Below are 22382 nucleotides of genomic sequence, written 5' to 3' on the forward strand. Positions count from 1 at the left end.
GCCGTATATGTAACTGAAACGCAACGGCCCACCAGAAGGCGGGCCGTTGGTCAACATTCAGGCGAACGGATCAGTCCTGACGGCTGGTGACTTCCAGCAGGTGATAACCGAACTGAGTCTTCACCGGACCTTGCACGACGTTGATTGGCGCGCTGAAGACCACGGTGTCGAATTCCTTGACCATCTGGCCAGGACCGAACGAGCCCAGGTCGCCGCCCTGACGGCTGGACGGGCAGGTGGAGTTGGCCTTGGCGATTTCGGCGAAATCAGCGCCGCCTTCGATCTGGGCCTTGAGTTCGTTGCACTTGTCTTCGCTGGAAACCAGGATGTGGCGGGCAGTGGCTTTAGCCATGGGGAAACTCTCCAATCTATTTCAGTAAAGTGTGGAGCCTACCGGAATCAGTGGGCGAATTCTCGGCAAAGTTCCGTCCGATTGTCCGTGACGTTGCTCAGAGATTTGCGGCGCGCAGACGTCCGGCATGTTCAACGTACAGTCCAATCGGGTCGGGCACAGCCGTGACGGTACTGGCTGTGCGGCGCAGGCTGCCCAGATGGTCCAGCGGATAGTCGGAGCGGATCACCTGGCCCAGGTGAGAACTGAAGCGGCCGACGAAGCCGTCATTCTGCTGCGTCTCGGTCATGAAGTATTGCGATAGCGCGTGGCAGATGTTTTGTGTCGGGTCGAGTGAGGACGGGCTGTCTGCCGGCAGGACGCCGCTCCAGGAGTAATAGCGCACACCATTGACCTGCTCCGGACCGTGCCCGCCCCAGGTCTTGGGCAGTCCCTGCGGAAATTTGTCGTTGAAATCACCGACTCCTTCGGTCGTCAGTGCATTGAGCGCCGCCAGCGCATTCTGCGGCAACGTCACACTGCCACTGAGCAATGAAAGAAAATTGCCAAACAGCGTTGCCACATTCTGTGCGACCGCCTCGGGCAGTCGCCCGGGTATCAATGCCTTGCGCAGAAAATCAGCCAGTTCCGAACCGTGGTTCGGCCCGCTGACGGAAGTCACCGAGGCTACGGCGTGTGGTGCAAGCGCAGCCGCGTATCGAGCAGCCAATGCCCCCTGACTATGTCCGATGAGGTTGACTTTATCGGCGCCTGTGCCACGCAGCACACGATCAATCTGTGCAAGCAGTTGCTCACCCCTTGTTTCGTTTTTATGGGTAGCAGAAAGGTGTGGAACAAACACTCGGCTGCCGGCCGTTTTCAAAGCGTCCTTTACATCATGGAACAGCTCGAAATGACCGATGCGCTCGAATCCGAACAGACCGTGTACCAACAGGATGGGATAGCGAGTTGAAGCATTCCGTTGCATGTTCTTACCTTTTTCACAGAAGTTCATCGGGAAATCCGGAGGCCACTCTAAAACACTCATCTCGTTGAAGAAGTAGGAAGAGGCTTCTCTTGGCCGATGAATCTGGACTAGGGGTTGTACGAATTTTCAGCTACTTATGAAATCCGAATCGGAAGTTGCAGCCATCTATCGCTAGGTTGATCGCGTTTTTGTGCTGTTTGCCTACCGAGTTCGCTGCCTTTGCCGATTGCCTGCGGCGGAGACGGCTGACATCGGAAATGTGAGGGGTAGCGTTCAATGTTGGCTGTCGACGCCGCCCACGAAACGGCGTTTTTTCCAAGGAATGGAGGCAATAATGAACACGCACGAAGTCGAGTTTTGCTACCGGATGCGCCACCACGTCAGTCCGTGTCTGGCAAGCGAACTGCTGCCAGCGGTTACCATCGACTCTCTGGAGGGGACGGTGCTTGATCCCTCGTTGGGCAAGGTCGTTGTCCGAATCGCTCCTTATGCAGGCATGGTTTGCGGCGATCAGTTGCTGTTGAACTGGGAGGGCCTCGATATAGAGGGCTTTGCTTATCAACATGAGATGGTCCGCCATGTCAGCGAAGCCCAGGTCGGCAAGGATGTCATTTTCGTCATCAAAGGCATGCATATCGCGGCGCTGGACGGCGGTTCGCTGGAGATCCACTGGAAGTTGCTCAGCGCAGGGACCGAGCCTGCGCTGTCTTCGCGTGTGCATTTGTCTGTCGGAGATACACGGCCGCAGTTGCTCGCACCCATTGTCGAGGGGCTGATCGGCGGGACGCTGGATCTGGCGCGAGTGACCGAGGGCACGCTTGTCGTGCTCCAGCCTTATGCGCGAATGGCTGCGGGGGATCGGGTTACTTTGCAGTGGGGCGCAGATGCATTGCCGGCAACGTTCAGCGATAGCTTGAAGGTCGAAGCCTTTGCTGTCGCAGAGGTCCTGTCATTTTGGGTGGGTGGGGCGCATATCGCTGAACATCTTGGTGGCGAGGTGGTGGTGCGCTATCGCATCGAGCAGGTCGATGGGGCAGTTCGCGAGTCCGAGGCAGCAAGGATTCTCGTCACCCCGTTCGTGCATGGTGAACTGGACGCTCCTGACGTACTTGAAGCTGAAGACGGCGTGCTGTTGAAAGCGGATTCGATTGATGGCGTCACCATTGTGATGGGCAATGCTCAGACGCAGGAAGGTGAGTTGGTGTACCTCAAGTGCGACGGCGATCTTTTCAATCACCGGGATGACCGCGAAATCACTCGTGAGACGGCGGGAAAGCCACTGATCTTTATCGTGCCGCATCGATTCTGGCGTGAGCACGATGGCACTACCGTGTGTGTGTCCTACACCGTTGAACGTCTGGACGATGTCAGTCAGAAGTCAGCGGTGACGCGGGTGCGGGTGGAGGTTTAGCGGCAGCGTCGCCAGCCCTGCGGATTGCAATCAATCCGCAGGGCTGGCCTGGCAATCAGCCTTTGGCGTGTGCAGCAAGACGCTGGGCAGCGTCAAGGAGCAAGTGTTCTGTTGCGCTGAAACCAAGGCAACCATCAGTAATCGAAACCCCGTAGCGCAGGGATTCGCTCAGCGGCTGGCAACCTTCGAACAGGTGAGACTCGATCATCATGCCGATCAGAGCACGATCACCTTGCAAGCGTTGCTCGAGCACTTCGTTGAATACGGCAGGCTGACGCAATGGGTCCTTGCCGCTGTTGGCGTGGCTGCAATCGACCATGATCCGGCGCGGAATTTTCAGTCGGTTCAGGTCGGCGTGGATTTGCGCCACGCTGTCGCGATCATGGTTCGGCCCTTTATGGCCCCCGCGCAATACCAGGTGGGTGTCGGGGTTGCCTGGCGTTTGAATGACGGCCGGATGCCCTTGGCTGTCAACGCCGAAATGTCGGTGCGGATGGGCGGCCGAACGCATGGCGTCAACGGCAATGGCGGCGCCGCCGTCGGTGCCGTTCTTGAAACCTACCGGCATGTTCAAACCACTGGCCATCTCCCGGTGGATCTGCGATTCAGTGGTGCGGGCGCCAATCGCGACCCAACTCAACAGGTCATCGAAGTATCCGGCAGCCATGGGTTGCAGCAACTCGGTGGCCACCGGCAAGCCGACGCGGATCATTTCCAGCATCAGCTCGCGCGACAGGGTAAGGCCGCCAGCCATGTCATCACTGCCGTCCAGATGCGGGTCGTAGGCCAGGCCTTTCCAGCCGACCGTGGTACGCGGTTTCTCGACGTAGGCGCGCATCACCAACAGCATTTCGCCGCTGACGTCTTCAGCCAGTCGAGCAAGCTTGCCGGCGTACTCAAGCGCAGATTGTGGATCGTGGATAGAGCAGGGGCCAACGATGACCAGCAGTCGCGGGTCCTGGCCATTGAGAATGGCGCGAATCGCCTGACGATGGGCGGCGACTTGCAGGTTCAAGGCATTGCTCAGGGGCAATTGCTGTTTGAGTTGCAACGAGCTGGGCAGACGCAGGGTCAATGCTTCGTTGGCAGAGTTCAAAGTGGACAGCGGCAGAGCAGAAACGGACGAGTTCATATTCGGTCTTCCTGGGCTGGCGGCGGGTGCTTCCCGCTCGCTCGGCCCTACTGGGGTGTTCGACAGTTGGCCGTATTGGCTACATGTATGTGCTTGCCACCTGTAGGTGACCGATCGGAGGCGGCAGGCTGTCCCGAGCGGAAGCTGGTAAATCGCCAGGCGCTGGAGCTGTCGTAACGGTAATAAGTGGCGTAGTTCATGTCGTGAATCCTCAAAGTGTCTGGTGTGTTGCGGAAAAAGTCTGGGGCTGAAAAAACAAAACCCCCGGTCGGGAGGCCGACCGGGGGTTGAGAATTCTCTGGTAGGCGACCCGTTTTCATGGGCGCCGTTTGGGTATCAGGCGCGCCAGTGGCTAAACCAATACCCAAAATAAAAGCTGACCGGAGCGCAAACGTCATTCACCCGGGCAGCCGCAACCGAGCGCAAGGCGCTGGCGGTACGAAGCTGTGAAAGGGCGTTGAGCATGTTCTGTCTCCGATGAATGGGCCGAGCTTACTAGAGGCCGATATGCCGCAGCAATCAGAAATTGCTATCGCATTATCGACAAAACGCCTATTGCTCGATTCACGCAAGAGTTGTGACACTCTGCGCTTCGCTTGATTGCCAAGGATGAACCGTGTCGACATTGACCATTGCCGCAGCCCAGAGCATTTCCATTGCCGGTGACCTCTCGGGGAATATTGCCCGACATCGTCGCTTCCTCGAGACAGCAGCAGAGCAGGGCGTCGACTTGCTGGTCTTTCCCGAGTTGTCGCTGACTGGCTACGAAGGAGAAACAGCCGCAGCGTTGGCGATCGAACCGCAAGATGTCGTGCTGCAACCTCTCAGGGATTTGGCCCGAGAGCTGAGGATCACTGCCGTAGTCGGCATGCCGATTCGACTGGAGGGCAGTGATTCGGTGTGCATTGGTGCGCTGGTCCTGGGGGCTGATGGTAAGCTCAGGGTTTACAGCAAGCAGCATTTGCACGCGGGCGAGGAGTTGGTTTTTGCACCCGGCCTCGGCGGGCCGGCACTGAATATCGGCGGCGAAGTGGTCGCGCTGGCCGTGTGCGCCGATTTCTCACATGCCAGCCATGCCGCCGCGGCGGCAGAACAGGGCGCAGGTTTGTACGCAGCCGGCGTATTGATCAGCGAAAAAGGTTACGCAGCCGACACAGCAATACTTCAGGGCTACGCCCGGCAACACACGATGGCTGTTCTGATGGCCAATCACGGTGGACTGACGGGTGGTTGGCAATCCGCAGGGCGCAGTGGTATCTGGTCGGAAGACGGTTCACTGATCGTCGCAGCATCGGGGGCGGGCGACCTTCTGGTCGTGGCTCAGCGTATCGATTGTGTGTGGCAGGGACGGGTTATTCCTGTAGCGAACGTCCCATGACATTCCAGCTCCGAGAGGCGGTGCCGGAGGATCTGGCGTTTGCCCGCGATCTCACCTGTCAGAACATGTTGCGCTATTACATTCGCCATGACTTGTTATGGCAGGACGAGGCGTTTGACGTGGCATGGTCGGGGCGGCAGAACTGGCTGATAGTGCAGGGGGATGTGGTCGTTGGTTTTTTCAGTCTCAGCCGGGACATGCGCGCGCTGTGCATTCGTGAATTGCAGATTGCTGAAGCGTTTAAGGGGCGAGGAGCGGGTTCCTGGGCGATCGATCAGGTTATCGGCATGGCCCGCAAAGAAACACGCCCGGCTTTGCGCCTGACCGTATTCGAAAATAATCCGGCAAGACACTTGTATGAAAGAAAAGGACTACAGGTTCAGGGTGCGGACGAGTGTTTTCTGCGAATGCAGCTTGATATCAGTACACGTGTGCTCTGAAAGCCACGGCCGGCAAGCCCTCAATGATGAATTGAAACTTTTTAAATGACGCATTCTGCTAGGTCTGCGTGGCACTTTTTGCTAAGGTGTCCGGCATCCCAATATGACCATATCGCGAGGTGTCTGCTTGATTAGGGTGCTAGTGGTCGATGACCATGATCTCGTTCGTACAGGCATTACACGTATGCTGGCCGATATCGATGGCTTGCAGGTGGTTGGCCAGGCCGAATCCGGGGAAGAGTCCCTGATCAAGGCCCGAGAGTTGAAACCCGATGTGGTGCTGATGGACGTCAAGATGCCTGGCATCGGCGGCCTGGAAGCCACGCGCAAACTGTTGCGCAGCCATCCGGATATCAAGGTCGTCGCAGTTACGGTGTGTGAAGAGGATCCCTTCCCGACACGCTTGCTGCAGGCAGGGGCTGCAGGTTATCTGACCAAGGGTGCCGGATTGCCGGAAATGGTTCAGGCCATTCGCCTGGTGTTTGCCGGTCAACGCTATATCAGCCCGCAGATTGCCCAGCAATTGGCGATCAAGTCCTTCCAGCCGTCCAACGATTCTCCCTTCGACGCCTTGTCCGAGCGGGAAATTCAAATCGCCTTGATGATTGTCGGCTGTCAGAAAGTGCAGATCATTTCCGACAAGTTGTGCCTGTCGCCGAAAACCGTGAACACCTATCGCTACCGTATTTTCGAGAAGCTTTCGATCAGCAGCGACGTCGAGTTGACACTGTTGGCGGTTCGTCACGGCATGGTTGATGCCAGCCTCTGACCATGACTGAAACATTCGATTCCGGCGCGTTTCTGTCGACAGTCAGCGGGCGTCCTGGTGTCTATCGCATGTTCGACAGCGATGCACGCCTGTTGTACGTGGGCAAGGCCAAGAACCTCAAAAAGCGTTTGGCCAGCTACTTTCGCAAAACCGGTCTGGCGCCTAAAACTGCTGCATTGGTCGGGCGCATTGCCCAGGTCGAAACGACCATCACCGCCAACGAAACCGAAGCGCTGTTGCTTGAACAAACCCTGATCAAGGAATGGCGGCCGCCGTACAACATTCTGTTGCGCGACGACAAATCCTACCCCTATGTGTTTCTGTCCGATGGCCAGTTTCCGCGTTTGAGCATTCATCGTGGAGCGAAAAAAGCCAAAGGCAAGTATTTCGGTCCCTATCCAAGTGCTGGCGCCATCCGCGAGAGCCTGAGTCTGCTGCAAAAGACCTTCTTCGTTCGCCAGTGTGAAGACAGCTATTACAAAAACCGTACCCGACCATGCCTGCAGTATCAGATCAAGCGCTGCAAGGCGCCGTGCGTTGGTCTGGTCGAGCCGGAGGTTTATGCCGAAGACGTGCGTCACTCGGTGATGTTCCTGGAGGGCCGCAGTCATGCGCTGACCAACGAACTGTCGACGGCGATGGAGGAGGCGGCGATCAACCTGGAGTTCGAGCGGGCTGCCGAGTTGCGTGATCAGATCGCACTGTTGCGTCGGGTCCAGGATCAACAAAGCATGGAAGGCGGCACGGGGGATATCGATGTCATCGCGGCATTCGTCAACCCGGGCGGTGCCTGCGTGCATTTGATCAGTGTGCGTGGCGGACGCGTGCTGGGCAGCAAGAATTTCTTCCCGCAAGTCGGGATCGAAGAAGACGTGTCGGAAGTCATGGCCGCGTTTCTTGGCCAGTATTTCATCAGCAGCCCTGAGCGCGATTTGCCCAGCGAACTGATCGTCAATGTGGTGCACGAAGATTTCCCGACGCTGATCGAAGCGATCCATGAGTTGCGGGGCCGCGAGTTGGCCATCAGTCATCGGGTGCGCGGCACGCGTGCGCGCTGGCAGCAACTGGCTGTAACCAACGCCGAGCAGGCATTGGGCGCACGTCTGGCCAACCGTCAACACACTGCAGCACGGTTTGAGGCGCTGGCCGAAGTACTGAACCTGGATGAGCCGCCGCAGCGTCTGGAATGCTACGACATCAGTCATTCCAGTGGTGAAGCGACGGTTGCTTCCTGTGTGGTGTTTGGCCCTGAAGGTGCGATCAAGTCGGACTACCGGCGCTACAACATTGAAGGGGTCACGGCCGGTGACGACTATGCCGCCATGCATCAGGCCCTGACGCGACGCTTCAGCAAACTCAAGGAAGGCGAGGGCAAGTTGCCGGATATCCTGCTGGTAGACGGTGGCAAGGGCCAACTGTCGATGGCCCGTGATGTCCTCAACGAGTTGGCTGTGCCCGACCTGATCCTGCTGGGCGTTGCCAAGGGCGCCACGCGCAAGGCCGGCTTCGAAACGTTGTATCTAAATGATGCGGCGCATGAGTTCACCTTGCGTGGCGACTCGCCGGCGCTGCACCTGATTCAACAGATCCGCGATGAGGCCCACCGCTTCGCTATCACGGGGCATCGCGCCCGCCGCGGGAAAACCCGCCGTACGTCAACACTGGAAGGCGTTGCGGGGGTCGGGCCGACCCGACGTCGCGACTTGCTGAAACATTTTGGTGGATTGCAGGAGCTGTCTCGTGCAAGCATCGAAGAGATCGCCAAAGCCCCGGGGATCAGTAAAAAGCTCGCAGAGTCGATTTATGCGAACCTGCATAGCGAGTAGAATGCCCCTTCACCTCGTAGCCAGTTGTGCCGATGAATATCCCTAATCTGATTACCGTTCTACGCGTCCTGCTTATCCCAATCTTCATTTTGCTGTTCTATCTGCCTTATCAGTGGAGTTACATGGCGTCCGCTTCGGTGTTTGCCTTCGCGGCAGCGACGGACTGGCTGGATGGTTATCTGGCCCGCCGTCTGGAGCAAAGCACTCCGTTCGGAGCGTTTCTCGACCCGGTCGCTGACAAACTCATGGTCGCAGTGGCACTGGTGCTGCTGGTCCAGGAACATGGCAATCTCTGGCTCACCTTGCCAGCTGCTGTCATCATCGGTCGCGAGATTGTGGTGTCGGCCTTGCGTGAGTGGATGGCCGAACTCGGCGCCCGTGCCCACGTAGCCGTTTCGAATCTCGGCAAATGGAAAACCGCAGCGCAGATGCTCGCGTTGGTGATTCTGTTGGCCAACCCGAAGGACTTCAGCTTCTGGGTCGTCTTGGGTTACGCCTTGCTGATGGTCTCTGCCGGCTTGACGTTGTGGTCGATGGTTCAGTACCTTCGCGCCGCCTGGCCGCACCTGAAGACCGATGTTGAAAAGAAATAAAACTTTTTTGAATCAAGGGGTTGACGGAGCTTCTTAATTCTATAGAATGCGCATCACCAAGCGGGAATAGCTCAGTTGGTAGAGCACGACCTTGCCAAGGTCGGGGTCGCGAGTTCGAGTCTCGTTTCCCGCTCCAAGTTTAAAACGCATTTGTTGTTGAGCTACTGATAACAAATGTTTTGAGGCCGAGTAGCAAAATGGTTATGCAGTGGATTGCAAATCCACCTACGCCGGTTCGATTCCGACCTCGGCCTCCACTCTTAAAAACCCCGTAGATCAATGATCTACGGGGTTTTTTTTGCCTGAAAGAAAGTGGGGTGTTCCGCAATTTCTGGTGCGCGTTCCGCAACCCGGCCAAGGAAAATCTGTGTTATGTGACCAGTCTTCAAGAGAACGATTGCTGCGTGCTAATCTCACTTGATTGTGCTTTCGGGTAGCCATCCGTGCTGTCGCCCCTGCCAGGTGCGAGATCTCTACTTCAAGGAAATGAAGATGGTGAAACATAAGAAACAAAGGCAGAGTATTCCCCCTTTTGTTAAAAAATTGCTTCGTCAAGAGGTAGGATTCGGTTGTCCTGTAGAGGGCTGTGGAAATCCATATCTTGAGTATCATCACTTCGATCCTCCAGTAAAAGTTCGTGCTCACAATGAACCGCAAGGAATGATTGCACTCTGTGCGCATCATCATAAGAAGGCAGATGGTGGCGCGTTTACTACAGAGCAACTTCATAAGATGAAAGTCAATCGGGAAAATGCTGCAGTCGTAAGAGGAAATCTAGATTGGTTGAGGCGAGAACTTTTAGTTGTTGCGGGTGGTAGTTTTTATTATGAAACTCCCCGCATTCTTGTCATCGATCAGCATGATGTGATTGCGCTAAAAAGAGATGATGAAGGTTATCTAAGGCTTAGCGCCAAAATGCTAAGTCTCGCACTGAGGAGCGTTTGAGAATCACGGACGGAACATGGAGCATGAAGGGCGACCCGGTTGACCTTAGAAGTCCGTCACAGGGTAAGGAACTGGAGGTTACTTACCGCAATGGCGACCGTTTTTATCTAAAATTTATTAGTGATATTCAAGACTTTGAATGTTTACAGGGAAGGTACTCCGTTAACCTATGCGCTCTGCGAGAACATTTGAGTTTTCCCTTGACTATCCTTGAGATTAATCTTGAAATCGCTGGTGCTGGAATAACGATTAGCCCCAGTTCTATTAGCTTGCCCGGTTTTTATGCATGCAATATCATCTCTATAAGAAGTGGGGTTGCTATTGAATATTCTTCAAATTTAAAATGGCGCAACTTATAGGCTGTACTGAAGTCATCCAGTCGGGTTCATTTGGTTGGTTTCACTATTTCTCCAACTCGACGATAGACTTTCTTGGTCATTTCTTCAGTGGAATGACCGAGTAATCGGCTTGCGTCCTTAATATCCTCAATCTCGCTGCCTGCTTTTGGTCGGATATCTCTGAATTGAAACTTCCGGATAGTGATGGCTAGTTCGGCGTCACCCTCAGTCGCCGCCTTCGTTGCAGCCTTGTCTCGGGCTTCGTCCCAGCGATTGCGCAACATGTTGTAGCTCATGCGAGGCCTGCTTGGTTGGTGATCAGGACCGAAGTTTTGGTACCGGCTTGGGCCCGCCGATCAAGTAGTCCGTTGATGAACACACAGAGGTCCGTTTCGTTGGTGCCGTCGTAGAGGCGGATCCGCAAGCGCTTTACTGTCTTGCCCTGGCCAACCATCAGGAAGCCATGATTAAGATCGGTGGTCGATACCTTCAGCACATCAGCCGGGTCAGTTTCATCAGGCGGCTGAAGTACTGCATGTACGCCTCTGGTGCGGATTGCGGGATGATGGTTTCGGGCATCGGTGGGACGCCGTGCAGGCATTCCCATTCGGCTGGGTGGTTTGATGAGCTGCGGCGCTCGACGGAGTTTCGCTGGGCCTCTCAAGAACGCCTAACGCGTCGATCGGCGCAACAGGCAGTGGGCATCGGTGAGGAAAAAATCACCCTGAAGGGCGCGATTTTTCCGGGCGTCAAAGGCGGCATCAAACAACTGGATACCCTGCGCAGTCTCGGTTCCCAGCTGAAACCGCTGACACTCACCAGCGGTTATGGTGACGTGCTGGGCACCTGGTGCCTGAAGAACGTTGAAGAAGAACATAGCGCGCTGCTGCAGGGCGGGATCCCGCGTAAGCAGGCATTTACTTTGGAGTTCGCGCGTTATGGCGATGACCTGCAGAACGTCTGACGGAGATCTGCTCGATACCCTGTGTTATCACGCGTATGGGCATCTGGACGGCACTGTCGAGGCGGTACTCGATGCCAATCAGGGGCTGGCCGATGAGCCGCAGCCTTACCGCGCCGGCATCGTGATTGAGCTGCCGGATCTGCCGGCGTCCACCAACGGAGGAGTAATGTTGTGGGGCTAACACGTCCTTTGATATTGCGATGGCAGTTTGCCATGGATTTCCGGTGCCGATAGACTTGTCATTTTTAGGAATAGGTGAGAGCCGGTACATGGAAAAGTCGACGGAACTGAGGGAAGTTAAACGCAGTATCAAAGAGGAAATCCCTCATCGCATCATTTGGTTCATCATCTCCGCAGCAGTAATAGCTCTATTAGCCTTGATCCCAATTGTTGGGTGGATTCTGGCGTTGGTGATGGTGTTCGCGGTTTTCACCAAGATCTTCGGCTCTCGGGAATCCTTTCTAGTTGGCAACTGCCCGACCTGTACCAAGTTGTTGCCGGTGCCTGATACTGACGTGTTTGCCTGTCCCGTCTGTAACAGTGTGATTGCTGTAGGAGATGATAGTCTGACCATCGTTAAGACCGACTGATCTGCAATGTCATGTAGCTAGCAAATTGATGAAACTAGCCCGCCTTGAGCGGGCTTTTTTATGGATGAAACAAATGACCCCAGCCTTTCGAGTCGTGGCAAATGGCGCCGACATCACCACACTGATCAATGACCGGCTACTGCAGCTGAAAACCACGGACAAGCCCGGCATGGAATCCGATGAGTTCGAACTACGCATTGATGACCGCGACAGTGCGGTGGTGCTGCCCCCGCGCGGAGCCAGCATTGAGATCTTCCTCGGTTACGTCGAAACGTCGCTGACCCGCATCGGGAGCTACGTCGTCGACGAGATCGAGCTATCCGGCCCACCAGACACGCTGGTTATCACCGGCAAGGCCCAGCGACATGCGCGGCACCGGCAAGACCACCCGCAGTGGCAGCTGGGAGAGCGTGCCACTGTCGCAGATCGTTGCCGACGTCGCCGCACGCAATGGCTGGCAACCGGTGTGTCCGGTGCAAACCAAAGTGCCTCGCGCGGATCAACTCAGCGAATCGGATTTCAATTTCATCACCGGCCTGGCCAAGCAGTACGACTGCACGGCCAAGGTCGCCGACGGCAAGCTGCTGGTGATGCCGCGCCAAGCCGGGCAGAGCGCCTCGGGCAAGAGCTTTGGCGTTGTATTGATCCAGCGGCGCGACGTGAGTCGCTTCCAGTTTCGCCTCGGTGATCGCAACACGCACAAAGCGGTATCGACCAAGCACCAAGACAAGAAAACCGGAAAGCTCGCGGTCGTCACTCTCGACAACGACGAATCACCGGACGGCTTGCCGCCTGTGCATACCGACCGCCACATCTACCCGAACAAGTCTGCAGCTGAAGAAGCAGCTAAGGCACGGCTGGCGGCTTTCAATCGGTCTACGGCCGGTGTCCGGTTGGAAATGCCAGGGCGCACCGATCTGTTCGCCGAGCGATCGATCAATGCCCAAGGGTTCAAGGTTGGCCTCGACGGCGAGTACCTGGTCGACTCGGTGGAACAGGTGTTCACACGGTCCGGCTGGAGCACGACGGTCGAGTGCAACGGTGGCAAAAAAGGCAAGGCGAAGGCCAAAGGCAAGAAGAAAAAAGCGGTGAAGGATCTGAAGGTCGTTCAGCTCAAGGAGTAGCAAAGTGTCCTTGGTCGTATTGAGATTGAACCGGGCTGGAGTAATTACATCTTGTTCGATGGCACGGAGTTTGGTTTTTCGTTAGCGTCTCTGAAACCCACCAGAAAGGTAGTTTGTGATGCTTGGAAGACTGTACCTAACCCTTTATTTCGTGCCGATGCTCGCATTTGCAGCAGCAGCGTTGCCGCCATTCGTGGAGAAGAGGAATGCTGACTTAGAATGCGCGCATGAAATGGTCCGCCACCCTACCACCTCGAAATGTACCCTTTGATCGAAATGTCAATTAACTGAGAAGCCCGCGTAAAGCGGGCTTTTTCATTTGGAGCATTTATGCAGATAACGACGCAGCAGATTCAAACCATCATGCCCAACGCCCGCCGCCAAGCGGGCGTTTCTGTTTCCGCCCTCAACGCAGCTATGGCGCATCGACAGATCAACACACCGAAACGCCAAGCCGCATTCTTGGCTCAAGTCGGTCACGAGTCTGGTCAACTGCAGTACGTGCGCGAGCTGGGCGGCGATCAATACCTGAGCAAATACGACACGGGTACGCTGGCCGCAAAACTGGGCAACACCCCTGCAGCGGATGGCGATGGACAACGCTATCGCGGTCGCGGACTGATCCAGGTCACCGGCCATGACAACTACCTGCGCTGCAGCTTGGCGCTGTTCGGCGATGAGCGATTGCTACGCACTCCGGAGCTGCTGGAGCTGCCGCAATGGGCTGCTGAGTCAGCCGCGTGGTTCTGGTCGGTGAATGGGTTGAACTCCCTCGCGGATCAAAACGAATTCAACGCGATCACCCGAAGAATCAACGGCGGCCTTAATGGCCTGCAGGATCGGCTCGAACTGTGGGAGCGGGCGAGGGCGGTGTTTTGCGTTTCGGCGACTTGATGCCAGCGCCGTATCGGCTGATGGTCAAACCGGTGCTACTGATCGCCTTGGCCGGCACATCCGCAGCAATCACTTGGCAGGTGCAGGACTGGCGCTACGGTAGTCGCCTCAGCGAGCAGTCCCGGCTGCACACCGAAACCCTCAACCAACTGAATCTGGCCACGGCCGCGCAACGGCGTGCGGAACAGGACAAACGCCTCGCGCTCGAGCAGCGCCTGGCATCCAGCGAACAAACCCATTACCGAGCCTTGAGCGATGCCCAGCGTAATCAAGGTCGCCTGCGCGACCGCCTTGCCACTGCTGATCTGCGCTTGTCAGTCCTACTCGACGCCACCACCGGCGCCGGCAACGGATCGGTGTCAGTCACCACCGCCACCGGCGGCGTGGTTCATGGCTCCACAAGAGCCGAACTTGACCCGGCGCATGCTCACCGAATTATCGGCATCATCGTTGACGGCGACCGGGGGCTGATCGCCCTCGCGGCCTGTCAGGCATACGCCAGAGAAGTCTCAACATCGAAGTGAAAAAGAGCGGCCGATCCGGATGCGTCGACATCCGGATCGACCGCCGTACCCGCAGATGGTCCCTAGAAGTCCAGCCAAGGCTGGTAGGGGGAGAGGGAGATGCACTTTTACTGTGATTTTTTGGAATACGACCGACTTAAGTGTGATAATGACCGACCCATGCGACTTCGATGATTCAATCAGCAGCATTCGGCGTCATTCGTTAATCACCACAATGGAATCTAAGTAAATGCAGAAAGACTATGTGGGCGGGATACAGGCCCTAAGGTTACTTGCTTGTTTCTTTGTTCTTTTTCAGCACGTAACATTCTTTACCTGTTACTTTAAAGGTCTAGATTATCAGCCATTTCTGATGATTAATTTTGGTCGCATGGGTGTTAGTTTGTTTTTCGTGATATCTGGCTATGTCATGGGAATGTGTCTAGATCAAGGTAAGATGTTTCTTTGGAATCGTGTTGCGCGAGTATATCCGCCCTACTGGTTGGCCATAGTAGTTAGTTGGTTGGTTTTAGTTCCGCTCGGTGTCGATTGGACTTTTGACTTTAGGTCTGCGTTATTGTTGCCTACACTGCTAGTAAATAATAGCTATAAAATTCCTTACTGGACGCTCTGTTATGAGATGGCATTTTATGTGCTTGTATTTGCGCTGATGCTAATGAGGGCATCTCGCAAGAATATGTTGTGGTTCTGCGCTGCTTGGCTATCTGTGATCATCGTTGTTGACGCCTATAAGGTTATTGGCGACATCGATACGGCACAGGCTTTTGCACCTGTTGCTCAGCCAGGGTGGGGGATCCTAATAACGCCTTATCCGATCTTTTTTATCGCAGGATTGATTGCTTCGATTGGCGGGCTTTCAAGATTTGAACGAATTCCACCTTTTTACCTTGTTTTGATTGCAATTTGCACTTGGGCAGTTAGCAATAATATGAGACTTCCCTCACCTGGTCCGATGTTTATTATGCAGTCGTTCAGCTTTGTCTGTTTGATTGCTGCTTCGAAGCAGATAAGTTTCCCTTCTGTCGTTACTCGGTTGGGAGATTATTCGTACGGTATTTATCTTGTTCATATGATAATCATTGGTGCTTTGATTGCCCTGTTTAAAGCCTATAATGTGGAAATGCGATTCTCTGGAGTTTTTGCGATTTTTATGCTGTGCTCAATTATTGGTGGCTGCGCCTTTGGTTGGTTTGAGCACAAGCTTCATACCCGTTTTATTAAACGGGTATTTAGGAGCGAGCCTGTAAAGCCTGTTGCTCAATCGTTGAATGCGCAGTAGCGCCGCCATTTTTCTCGCCTGCCGTTCACCGGCAGGCTGTGAGGCGTAGGTTTAGGTTTACAACTGGATTAGTTCGGCGGGAACGCTGACGGTGTTGCCGATCTTCGCTGCGACGATGGCGCGGCATGCGGCGATCGCTCGGGTTTCGCCGGGTTGGCGTTCAAATGGATCGCGCTTCGTGTCGGCCAGCCATGCAAAATAGGCACCGGGCACAACCCAGACGACATACTTCTCGATCAACCGTTCGATATCGAGCAGTTGGACGAAGGGCAGTTGCAGCTGACCGGCGACTGGCTGGCGCCGAAAATCAGATGGCGTTGCTGCTGTCACTGGGGCTGTCGCTCGACAGCAGTGCGCTGCCGCCGTGGGCGTGGGGCATCATTCGGATGCTCGACGACTCGATGTCCGATGATTGCAAGGAGGACGTGCTGATTGAAGGGATGGTGCTGTTCACGAAGTTTTCTTGACGCCGCACGACATTCGAGACCGACATCCCAGAACAGATGACGTCTGCGATGGCGATCGTAAATGGGGGGGGCTCGTCTGGCAAATATATCCGCAACTCAGGAGGCAGTCGCGGCCGGCAAGCCAGTCGACCCCTCCCGGTTCTACCCGACCGACCCCAACGATCTGTTATGACCTCTGATCTACGGTTGTGCAGGGTGGACGATCGCCCCCGACCCTAGGCCGAGACCTATCTACTTGCATTCGACCTGCTCTCACATCTACATCGGATTATCGTTTGGCAAGGTCTATGGAGCGCAACAGCACGTCAATTACTTCGTTCTGCTCGTTATGTGTCAATCCCACCCATAACGGCAGACGGATAAGTCGCGCAGGTAGCGTTTCGGTGACATGCAGCGCGCCGTGTGCACGCCCTAAAGCGCGCCCCGCCGGCGCCGTGTGCAGCGGCACATAGTGGAATACCGCACCGATACCATACTGCTTCATGCGTTGGAGCACTGCGTCGCGATCCACATCCGCGGCGAGCAGCACGTAGTACATATGCCCGTTATGCGTGCAAGTGTCGGGCACGATCGGGCGGCGCAGGATGCCGGCCGCCTCGGCGGCCTCTAGGCACTCATGATAATAGCGCCACGACGAGAGGCGCTCTCTCCCGATGCGGTCGGACTGTTCCAGTTGCGCCCACAAAAAAGCCGCTGTCAGTTCGCCAGGCAGAAACGACGAGCCGACCTCCTGCCATGTGTACTTGTCGACCTCGCCGCGAAAAAAGCGGCTCCGGTCCGTACCTTTCTCACGGATGATCTCGGCGCGCAGTACGCTCTCGGGCTTTTTGACGAGCAGCGCACCGCCCTCGCCGGAGATCACATTTTTGGTTTCATGAAAGCTGTACGTGCCAAAATCGCCGATACTGCCGAGTTCCTTTCCTCGATATGTAGACGTTACGCCTTGCGCCGCGTCCTCTATCACGAGGATGTTGTGACGCCGCGCGATTGCGAGGATCGAGTCCATCTCGCAACTAACGCCCGCGTAGTGCACCGGCACAATCGCGCGCGTGCGCGGCGTGATCGCGGCCTCAATGAGACGTTCGTCGAGATTTAGCGTATCCGCGCGAATATCGACAAACACCGGCACACCGCCACGCAATACGAACGCATTTGCGGTCGATACGAATGTATAGGACGGCATGATGATTTCGTCGCCGGGCCTAATTCCTGCGAGTATGGCGCTCATCTCTAGCGCCGCCGTGCATGAATGCGTAAGCAGCGCTCGAGCGGCGCCCGTGCGCGCTTCGAGCCATGCATGGCAGCGCTTTGTATATGCTCCATCGCCCGCGAATTGTAGATTTGCGTGCGCGTCGGAGATGTAGGTAAGTTCTAGCCCTGTCATATACGGCTTATTGAACGGGATATGGATCATAACTTCCTTGCAATGAGAAAACGCGAGCCGCCCACCGGGAAATCGACGCCTGTGCGGATCATCCGCGCTTCGGCCACCATTGCCGCGCTGAGCAGGCGGTTCAACCACGGCGCGACACTGAGTTCTGCCCCAGCTACTTCAGCATCGACGCCGCGACGGCTGAACCTCGACAGCATCATCAGAGGTAACAGCATTGCGACGAAAGACGTGCTACGGACGATCGAGAATCCCGCGGCGCGCACCTTCGCGTGCAGATCGGCAGCGGCGTAGCGGCGCACATGACATGCATACTCGTCGGTGGCACTCCACAGCCACTGATGTTGAGGCACGGTCAGCAGCAGATGACCGCCCGGTCTTAGCGAGGCGTGTGCCTGGCTCAGCACCGTTTCGTCCTCCACGATGTGTTCGAGCACATCGAACATTCCGATCGCGCCATACTCGCCAGAGAACGGAATGTCACGTGCGTCCATTTGCATGAAACCAGCGCCGGGCAGACGGTTTGCCGCGAACGAAAGCCCTGCCGAAAAAATCTCGCTACCTGCGACGCGTGCTTGCGGAAAAGCCGCGGCGAGCGCGGTTAGCACATAGCCGGTGCCACAGCCCACTTCAAGAAATGAGCCAAAGTCGCGCGCATAGTGGCGTAGCGCCCAAATGATCAACCGATTACGAGCTTCGAACCAGAAGTTACCGGTTTCGACTGCAGCGAGCTCGGCAAAGTGGCTTGCCTTGAAGCCAGGGCTTTCCGCACTCAGTGCTGGCGCATATGTCGGCAGCCCATTCTCCAGTGCCGGCTGCCAGCGGCAAGCCGGGCAGGCCATATCGCTGACCGGGTACAAGGTGTCGCAACTGAGGCACCGCTTCACGGGTTGCTCCTGGCGATCGGATCGGGACGAGGAAACACAAGAAACTTGAATGTGACGAACAAGAAGCCCGCTACCGCTAGTATCGCCACCGCCTGCACGACGCGATATGGAAAGTGCAGGTGGTCGGCGAAGACCGCGAGAATCACGTAGTTCAGGAGGTATCCGCAAACATGAGCGCCGAAGTACTTGAATGCCGGCCCGGCGATGCCGCCGCGGTGGCCGAACGTCCAGTTGCGGTTGCTCCAGAATCCAGCGCTCGCGCCCGCAACATAAAGTACCGTCATTGCTGCCTTCGGCTCCATTCCTAGCCAGGTGATTAATATGAACAGGAGATAGCCGCCTAAATTCACGGCCCCACCGACGAGGCCATAGCGAAGCAGCTGGGCGAGCGACGCGCGCGATTGTGATGTCATCACGTACTCACCCCTGATCGCTGACGGTTACGGCCGTTGCCGGATCGAGTGTGCGTAGCCGCCGCGCCGGCGCACCAACATAGACGCAGAGGTCTTGCGTGTCGCGATTGACCATCGACTGGGCGCCAATCAGGGTATCGTCTCCGATGCGCCTGCTTTGCATCACCACGGCCGAGAAGCCGATGAAGTTGCGAGCACCGATCGTGACATTGCCGCCGAGCGTCGCATTGGCGGCGATGAAATTGTGATCGCCGATTTTGCTGTCGTGGCACAGGGTGGCGTTCGACCAGATTACGTTATTCGAGCCGAGCTTAACGCCCGTCTCGATGACAGCGCCGGGCATGACAATCACGTTATCCCCGATAACCGCATCGGCGGCGATCCACGCGGTCGGATGCATTAGATTGGCAAGTGGGTAGCCGCATTGTTTAATCGAGCGATACGCGCTTTCCCTTGCCAGCATGCTTCGATAGCCAACCGCGACGAACACCATCACGTCAGCGGGTGCGAAGCGATTGCACACTGTTTGCCAGCCGAGCAATGGTATGCCGTCGAGCTCTGAGATTCCGTCGGGCAGATACGATTCGTCGACGGTAAATGCGTGAACCTGCATGCCGAGATCGTTTGTCGCGTACCGGTACACCAGTTGTGCAAACGGTCCCGCGCCGAAGATGATCAATCCTGTCATTCGCGCTCCCTACACGATTCATCGCTCGCAGGTGGGGCGTGAGCGCGGTCGTCATGATAGATGGCTCTAACCAGCGAAGTCGGACGCCTCTTCACCTCGAGGAAGATCTTGGAGATGTAGATTCCGACCACTCCAATCGAAAAGATAATGACGCCGCCGATCAGGAACAGCGCGGCCATCAGCGACGTCCACCCGAGAAACACATGCCCCCAGAACAGCTTTCGCGCGAGGAGGTAGAGAATCACTGTCGTCGCGATGCCCGACGAAAGTAGGCCCAGGTAGAAGATCCCGGTAAGCGGCTTGCTGCTGAACGACGTGATCGCGTCGATTGCCATCGTTAACTTCTTGCGAAAGGTGTACGACGAGTTGCCATCGAATATTTTTGTCGCAACGATGCGCTTCTGTCTGAATCCCGCATCTTTCCAGACTGCGGGAAGAAACAGTTCCGTTTCACCGTACTGCAGTAGAGCGCTCACATAGCTGCGTTTCATGAGCCGCGAGACGATATCGCGATCTGATACCTGCACCGGCGAGAGCGCGTTGAACACTTTGTAAAAGAGGTCGCTGGTGAAGGCTTTCGCGAACGGAAGTGTCTTCTTCTCGAGTTGGCCTACCACCACGTCGGTTTCCGGGTCCTCGTCCATCTCGTGCCAGAAGCGGCCAAGATTCTCCGGTTCTTCCTCGAGATCGACGTCGATTACGAAAACATGCTCGCCGCTTGCGTAGCGCATGCCGGTGATTAGTGCGCGATGCTGACCGACGTTGCGCGCGAGATCGATCACCCTGACGCGGGGGTCAGACGCGCACAACCGGCGCGCCAATTCCAATGAATCGTCGGGAGACGCATCGTTGACAAACACAATCTCAAAAGACGATGTGAGTTTTTGCGCATCAGCCACAATGCGGAGATAAAACTCGTCGATGTAGCCTGCCGACCGATAAAGGCTGGTCACCACGGAGAGCTTTAACATCATCGGACCCTCATGAAAGCCGCATGCTCGGGGCCGACGTTGAAAAGCAGATCTAGTATGCTCACGCCATGCGCGAACGGCGGAAAGAGCTGCGGATATTCCGGGTAGCCGTCATATTGCATCCATTCGACGCGTACACCAGCATTGGTAAAGAGAGTTTCGTCGAGATAGTCGCTGGCGGCCGGGCCTGACAGATAAATATCCGCACCCGCCTGCCGGCAGATGCCAACCAGCCGTTCGACCCGGTCGCCTTCGAGCTCATAGTCTCTTGATGAAGTAATGTGGGTGGTGATGCCGAAAATCGCGCAGACCTCGCGAATGAAAAACGCATTAATATCTGACAGTAGTTCGCACGCACCGGCCTCGCTGTACCACGCTTCGACCATAGGAGCATATTTTTCGAAGTGGGGCGCACGCGCATAATTGTTAACGACAGTTCTCCAGTGTCGTGCTGCCCAGCGCGAATCGACTACTCGCGTCTCGCTGATCTTCTGTCCTAGTCGGTCCTGGCGGACGGGAATCGTCAGCCATTGCACGCCGGTTTGGGTTTTGATGCGATTACGATTGCGCCAGTCATTCTTTGTGTACTGCACCTCGTCGTACAGGATGAACTCGTCAACTGAGCGGATCAGATCGAAGTAACCCTTCCACGGTACGTAGTTCGACTGGAGAATGGCGACTTTCCTGGTCATTGTCGGTCTGCCACTGCAGGCACGACTGGCGCACGCCGGCGCTTCCATCGCGCGAGCGCGCTACGGATGAGCACAATAAAGTAGATCACGTACACAACACGCAGGAAGTAGAAGTAGCGGTTCTCGACGTGCGCAATTGCCATGCTAAGTGATACCGAGCAGAACGCGGTGATTACCAGTACCGCGAGCCACGGCTGGCCAGACGCGATCGAGGCAAAAGACAGGATCGCAACCAGTAGGAATGCGATCACGGTGCCGGTGATCTCGGCGCCTGTGTAGTCGATTATCGGCGCCAATGCGTCGGCCGGCGGCCGTCCTGCGTACACCGCCCAGTAGAATTTGGATAGGCCTATCCAGAACTTTGTGGCGAAATATTGAATCTCCGGAACCTGCGCTGCCAGCTTCGAGAAATAAACAACCGCTGTCGGCTCCATGTACACGGCCAGTTCGACATAGGGCTGACGATTGGCTGGATCGAATGCGGCCATCGCGCGCAAGTCGTATAGCCACGGCACACCTGAATGCAGATATACCCACAAAATTTGCACGAATCCCAGCGATGCACCGCAGCAAAAGCAGATGAGTGATGGAAGCGCGGATTTAATATCGCGCCTGCTAATTAGGGCAAGCCACAGTGGCACGATCAATACCGCGCTTACCGCGAAATTTTGCTTCATCAGGATCGAGGCGCCAAGAAGTATCCCTGCCAGGAATGCCTTGCCTTTCGTTGGGTTAAGTCCATCAGCGCTTAACAAACAGAATGACAGTAGGAATAGCGTCAGACTTTGAAGGTCGGACAGACGCACTGAAATGTAGCCAATTGAGAACAGTGTGATCAGAATAACAAGCGAAACATCGCCGATGAGTGGCCGTCTCTGTACGCCGGGCGGCAAAGCGCCGTTCTCGACGCTAGAGAATCGTCGCAGAAGCGTGAGACCAGCATAGATCAGCAGCACAAAGAAAAGCAGATTCTGGAACAGAGTGATATAGCTCACCAGAATTGGATCATCCGTGAACAGCAACGGGATGGCGTAGTAAATCACAATGCCGATGGGGCGATAGTCGTGATAACAGGTAGCGCCCGGGTCATCGCTGCCTAGGAGGAAATGCGCACACGCGGTAGCCACTTCAAGATACTGGGGCGCATCCCCGATCGAAGGAAAATCCATGCTCTGCTCTAATACGGGGCGAATCTGCGAGGTTAGTCTAAAGCGTTGAAATTTACAACAAATGCCAACGGCGTCTCGGGGTGGCCAGGGAGCTGATCAGGGACAGAGCATCAAAATCAGAATAGTGGCGTGAGCTGGAGCAAGTCGAATAGGTAATCGGAGTCCATCTGGTGATCGTC

The 22382-nt window shown here is 55.9% G+C and carries 25 protein-coding genes, 2 tRNA genes and 3 pseudogenes; 18 read left to right on the plus strand and 12 right to left on the minus strand.

Annotated elements, in window-relative coordinates:
* Nucleotides 1-70: 70 nt before the first annotated feature.
* Together U6037_RS12865 and U6037_RS12870 are read right to left on the minus strand one after the other, a co-directional pair.
* Entirely contained in the window at nt 71-352 is a 282-nt protein-coding gene (locus tag U6037_RS12865) for a peptidylprolyl isomerase (protein ID WP_181286215.1), read from the minus strand.
* 97 nt (nt 353-449) lie between these two features.
* Entirely contained in the window at nt 450-1319 is an 870-nt protein-coding gene (locus U6037_RS12870) for a triacylglycerol lipase (RefSeq protein ID WP_322847319.1), read from the minus strand.
* A 334-nt stretch (nt 1320-1653) separates the two neighbouring features.
* Here U6037_RS12870 and U6037_RS12875 point away from each other — a divergent pair, with 334 nt between their 5' ends.
* Complete coding sequence (locus U6037_RS12875; protein ID WP_322847022.1) at nt 1654-2730, plus strand: hypothetical protein; 1077 nt, start codon at nt 1654-1656, stop codon at nt 2728-2730.
* A 55-nt stretch (nt 2731-2785) separates the two neighbouring features.
* On the opposite strand, the gene U6037_RS12880 is transcribed toward U6037_RS12875, so the two are convergent.
* Nucleotides 2786-3862 carry a 3-deoxy-7-phosphoheptulonate synthase gene (locus U6037_RS12880; protein ID WP_322847023.1) on the minus strand — a complete coding sequence of 359 codons (1077 nt, stop codon included), beginning with the start codon at nt 3860-3862 and terminating at the stop codon, nt 2786-2788.
* Between the two features lie 616 nt (nt 3863-4478).
* Between U6037_RS12880 and U6037_RS12885 the strand changes: the two genes are divergently transcribed.
* From U6037_RS12885 to U6037_RS12925, 9 genes are all read left to right on the plus strand, one after another.
* The gene (locus tag U6037_RS12885; protein WP_322847024.1) at nt 4479-5240 is read left to right on the plus strand and encodes a carbon-nitrogen hydrolase family protein; all 762 of its coding nucleotides are present in this window, start codon (nt 4479-4481) and stop codon (nt 5238-5240) included.
* Complete coding sequence (locus tag U6037_RS12890; protein ID WP_322847025.1) at nt 5237-5680, plus strand: GNAT family N-acetyltransferase; 444 nt, start codon at nt 5237-5239, stop codon at nt 5678-5680. Before U6037_RS12885 ends, U6037_RS12890 begins: the two co-directional genes overlap by 4 nt.
* 127 nt (nt 5681-5807) lie before the next feature.
* On the plus strand, nt 5808-6449 hold the full coding sequence (gene uvrY / locus U6037_RS12895) for a UvrY/SirA/GacA family response regulator transcription factor (protein ID WP_016984198.1): 642 nt from the start codon (nt 5808-5810) through the stop codon (nt 6447-6449).
* A gap of 2 nt (nt 6450-6451) precedes the next feature.
* Nucleotides 6452-8275: an excinuclease ABC subunit UvrC gene (uvrC, locus tag U6037_RS12900; RefSeq protein WP_127927157.1), complete on the plus strand. Its 1824-nt coding sequence runs from the start codon at nt 6452-6454 to the stop codon at nt 8273-8275.
* A gap of 32 nt (nt 8276-8307) precedes the next feature.
* Nucleotides 8308-8868, plus strand: coding sequence for a CDP-diacylglycerol--glycerol-3-phosphate 3-phosphatidyltransferase (gene pgsA / locus U6037_RS12905; RefSeq protein WP_016984200.1), 561 nt, complete (start codon nt 8308-8310; stop codon nt 8866-8868).
* A gap of 60 nt (nt 8869-8928) precedes the next feature.
* Nucleotides 8929-9004, plus strand: a tRNA-Gly gene (locus U6037_RS12910).
* 47 nt (nt 9005-9051) lie between these two features.
* Nucleotides 9052-9125, plus strand: a tRNA-Cys gene (locus tag U6037_RS12915).
* A 235-nt stretch (nt 9126-9360) separates the two neighbouring features.
* On the plus strand, nt 9361-9813 hold the full coding sequence (locus tag U6037_RS12920) for a hypothetical protein (protein WP_322847026.1): 453 nt from the start codon (nt 9361-9363) through the stop codon (nt 9811-9813).
* 23 nt (nt 9814-9836) lie between these two features.
* Entirely contained in the window at nt 9837-10172 is a 336-nt protein-coding gene (locus U6037_RS12925) for a hypothetical protein (protein WP_322847027.1), read from the plus strand.
* 26 nt (nt 10173-10198) lie between these two features.
* Here the strand turns inward: U6037_RS12925 and U6037_RS12930 are convergent.
* Nucleotides 10199-10656, minus strand: a pseudogene (locus U6037_RS12930) (tyrosine-type recombinase/integrase); the annotation flags it as partial.
* A gap of 114 nt (nt 10657-10770) precedes the next feature.
* Here U6037_RS12930 and U6037_RS12935 point away from each other — a divergent pair.
* From U6037_RS12935 to U6037_RS12965, 7 genes and pseudogenes are all read left to right on the plus strand, one after another.
* Nucleotides 10771-11115, plus strand: a pseudogene (locus U6037_RS12935) (phage tail protein); the annotation flags it as partial.
* Nucleotides 11090-11296 (plus strand): tail protein X, encoded by a 207-nt coding sequence (locus U6037_RS12940; protein WP_093431004.1) that lies wholly within the window; start codon nt 11090-11092, stop codon nt 11294-11296. The pseudogene U6037_RS12935 and the gene U6037_RS12940, both read left to right, overlap by 26 nt.
* Nucleotides 11297-11384: 88 nt before the next feature.
* On the plus strand, nt 11385-11705 hold the full coding sequence (locus U6037_RS12945) for a hypothetical protein (protein ID WP_093431007.1): 321 nt from the start codon (nt 11385-11387) through the stop codon (nt 11703-11705).
* Between the two features lie 73 nt (nt 11706-11778).
* Nucleotides 11779-12829, plus strand: a pseudogene (locus U6037_RS12950) (phage late control D family protein).
* Nucleotides 12830-13159: 330 nt separating this feature from the next.
* Nucleotides 13160-13723: a glycoside hydrolase family 19 protein gene (locus tag U6037_RS12955; protein ID WP_322847028.1), complete on the plus strand. Its 564-nt coding sequence runs from the start codon at nt 13160-13162 to the stop codon at nt 13721-13723.
* The gene (locus U6037_RS12960) at nt 13705-14247 is read left to right on the plus strand and encodes a lysis protein (RefSeq protein ID WP_322847029.1); all 543 of its coding nucleotides are present in this window, start codon (nt 13705-13707) and stop codon (nt 14245-14247) included. Before U6037_RS12955 ends, U6037_RS12960 begins: the two co-directional genes overlap by 19 nt.
* 229 nt (nt 14248-14476) lie before the next feature.
* Complete coding sequence (locus U6037_RS12965; RefSeq protein ID WP_322847030.1) at nt 14477-15526, plus strand: acyltransferase; 1050 nt, start codon at nt 14477-14479, stop codon at nt 15524-15526.
* Nucleotides 15527-15583: 57 nt separating this feature from the next.
* Here U6037_RS12965 and U6037_RS12970 read toward each other — a convergent pair whose 3' ends face one another.
* Nucleotides 15584-15856, minus strand: coding sequence for a hypothetical protein (locus U6037_RS12970; RefSeq protein ID WP_322847031.1), 273 nt, complete (start codon nt 15854-15856; stop codon nt 15584-15586).
* Here U6037_RS12970 and U6037_RS12975 point away from each other — a divergent pair.
* Nucleotides 15838-15993, plus strand: a complete 156-nt coding sequence (locus U6037_RS12975; RefSeq protein WP_322847032.1) for a hypothetical protein — start codon at nt 15838-15840, stop codon at nt 15991-15993. The two genes, U6037_RS12970 and U6037_RS12975, sit on opposite strands and share 19 nt — an antisense overlap.
* Nucleotides 15994-16261: 268 nt before the next feature.
* Here U6037_RS12975 and rffA read toward each other — a convergent pair whose 3' ends face one another.
* The 7 genes from rffA to U6037_RS13010 are packed head-to-tail and all read right to left on the minus strand — an operon-like array spanning nt 16262 to nt 22203.
* Nucleotides 16262-17407 carry a dTDP-4-amino-4,6-dideoxygalactose transaminase gene (gene rffA, locus U6037_RS12980; RefSeq protein WP_322847033.1) on the minus strand — a complete coding sequence of 382 codons (1146 nt, stop codon included), beginning with the start codon at nt 17405-17407 and terminating at the stop codon, nt 16262-16264.
* Nucleotides 17404-18270 carry a class I SAM-dependent methyltransferase gene (locus tag U6037_RS12985; protein ID WP_322847034.1) on the minus strand — a complete coding sequence of 289 codons (867 nt, stop codon included), beginning with the start codon at nt 18268-18270 and terminating at the stop codon, nt 17404-17406. The genes rffA and U6037_RS12985 overlap by 4 nt, the downstream gene beginning before the upstream one ends.
* On the minus strand, nt 18267-18683 hold the full coding sequence (locus U6037_RS12990; RefSeq protein WP_322847035.1) for a GtrA family protein: 417 nt from the start codon (nt 18681-18683) through the stop codon (nt 18267-18269). The genes U6037_RS12985 and U6037_RS12990 overlap by 4 nt, the downstream gene beginning before the upstream one ends.
* Before the next feature lie 7 nt (nt 18684-18690).
* Nucleotides 18691-19371, minus strand: coding sequence for an acetyltransferase (locus tag U6037_RS12995; protein ID WP_322847036.1), 681 nt, complete (start codon nt 19369-19371; stop codon nt 18691-18693).
* A complete protein-coding gene (locus tag U6037_RS13000; RefSeq protein ID WP_322847037.1) occupies nt 19368-20345 on the minus strand; it encodes a glycosyltransferase family 2 protein in 978 nt (325 codons plus the stop codon). Before U6037_RS13000 ends, U6037_RS12995 begins: the two co-directional genes overlap by 4 nt.
* On the minus strand, nt 20342-21034 hold the full coding sequence (locus U6037_RS13005) for a WbqC family protein (protein WP_322847038.1): 693 nt from the start codon (nt 21032-21034) through the stop codon (nt 20342-20344). The genes U6037_RS13000 and U6037_RS13005 overlap by 4 nt, the downstream gene beginning before the upstream one ends.
* Nucleotides 21031-22203: a hypothetical protein gene (locus U6037_RS13010; RefSeq protein ID WP_322847039.1), complete on the minus strand. Its 1173-nt coding sequence runs from the start codon at nt 22201-22203 to the stop codon at nt 21031-21033. Before U6037_RS13010 ends, U6037_RS13005 begins: the two co-directional genes overlap by 4 nt.
* Between the last annotated feature and the right edge of the window lie 179 nt (nt 22204-22382).

The organism is Pseudomonas sp. B33.4 (assembly GCF_034555375.1).
In the GTDB taxonomy this organism is placed as follows: domain Bacteria; phylum Pseudomonadota; class Gammaproteobacteria; order Pseudomonadales; family Pseudomonadaceae; genus Aquipseudomonas.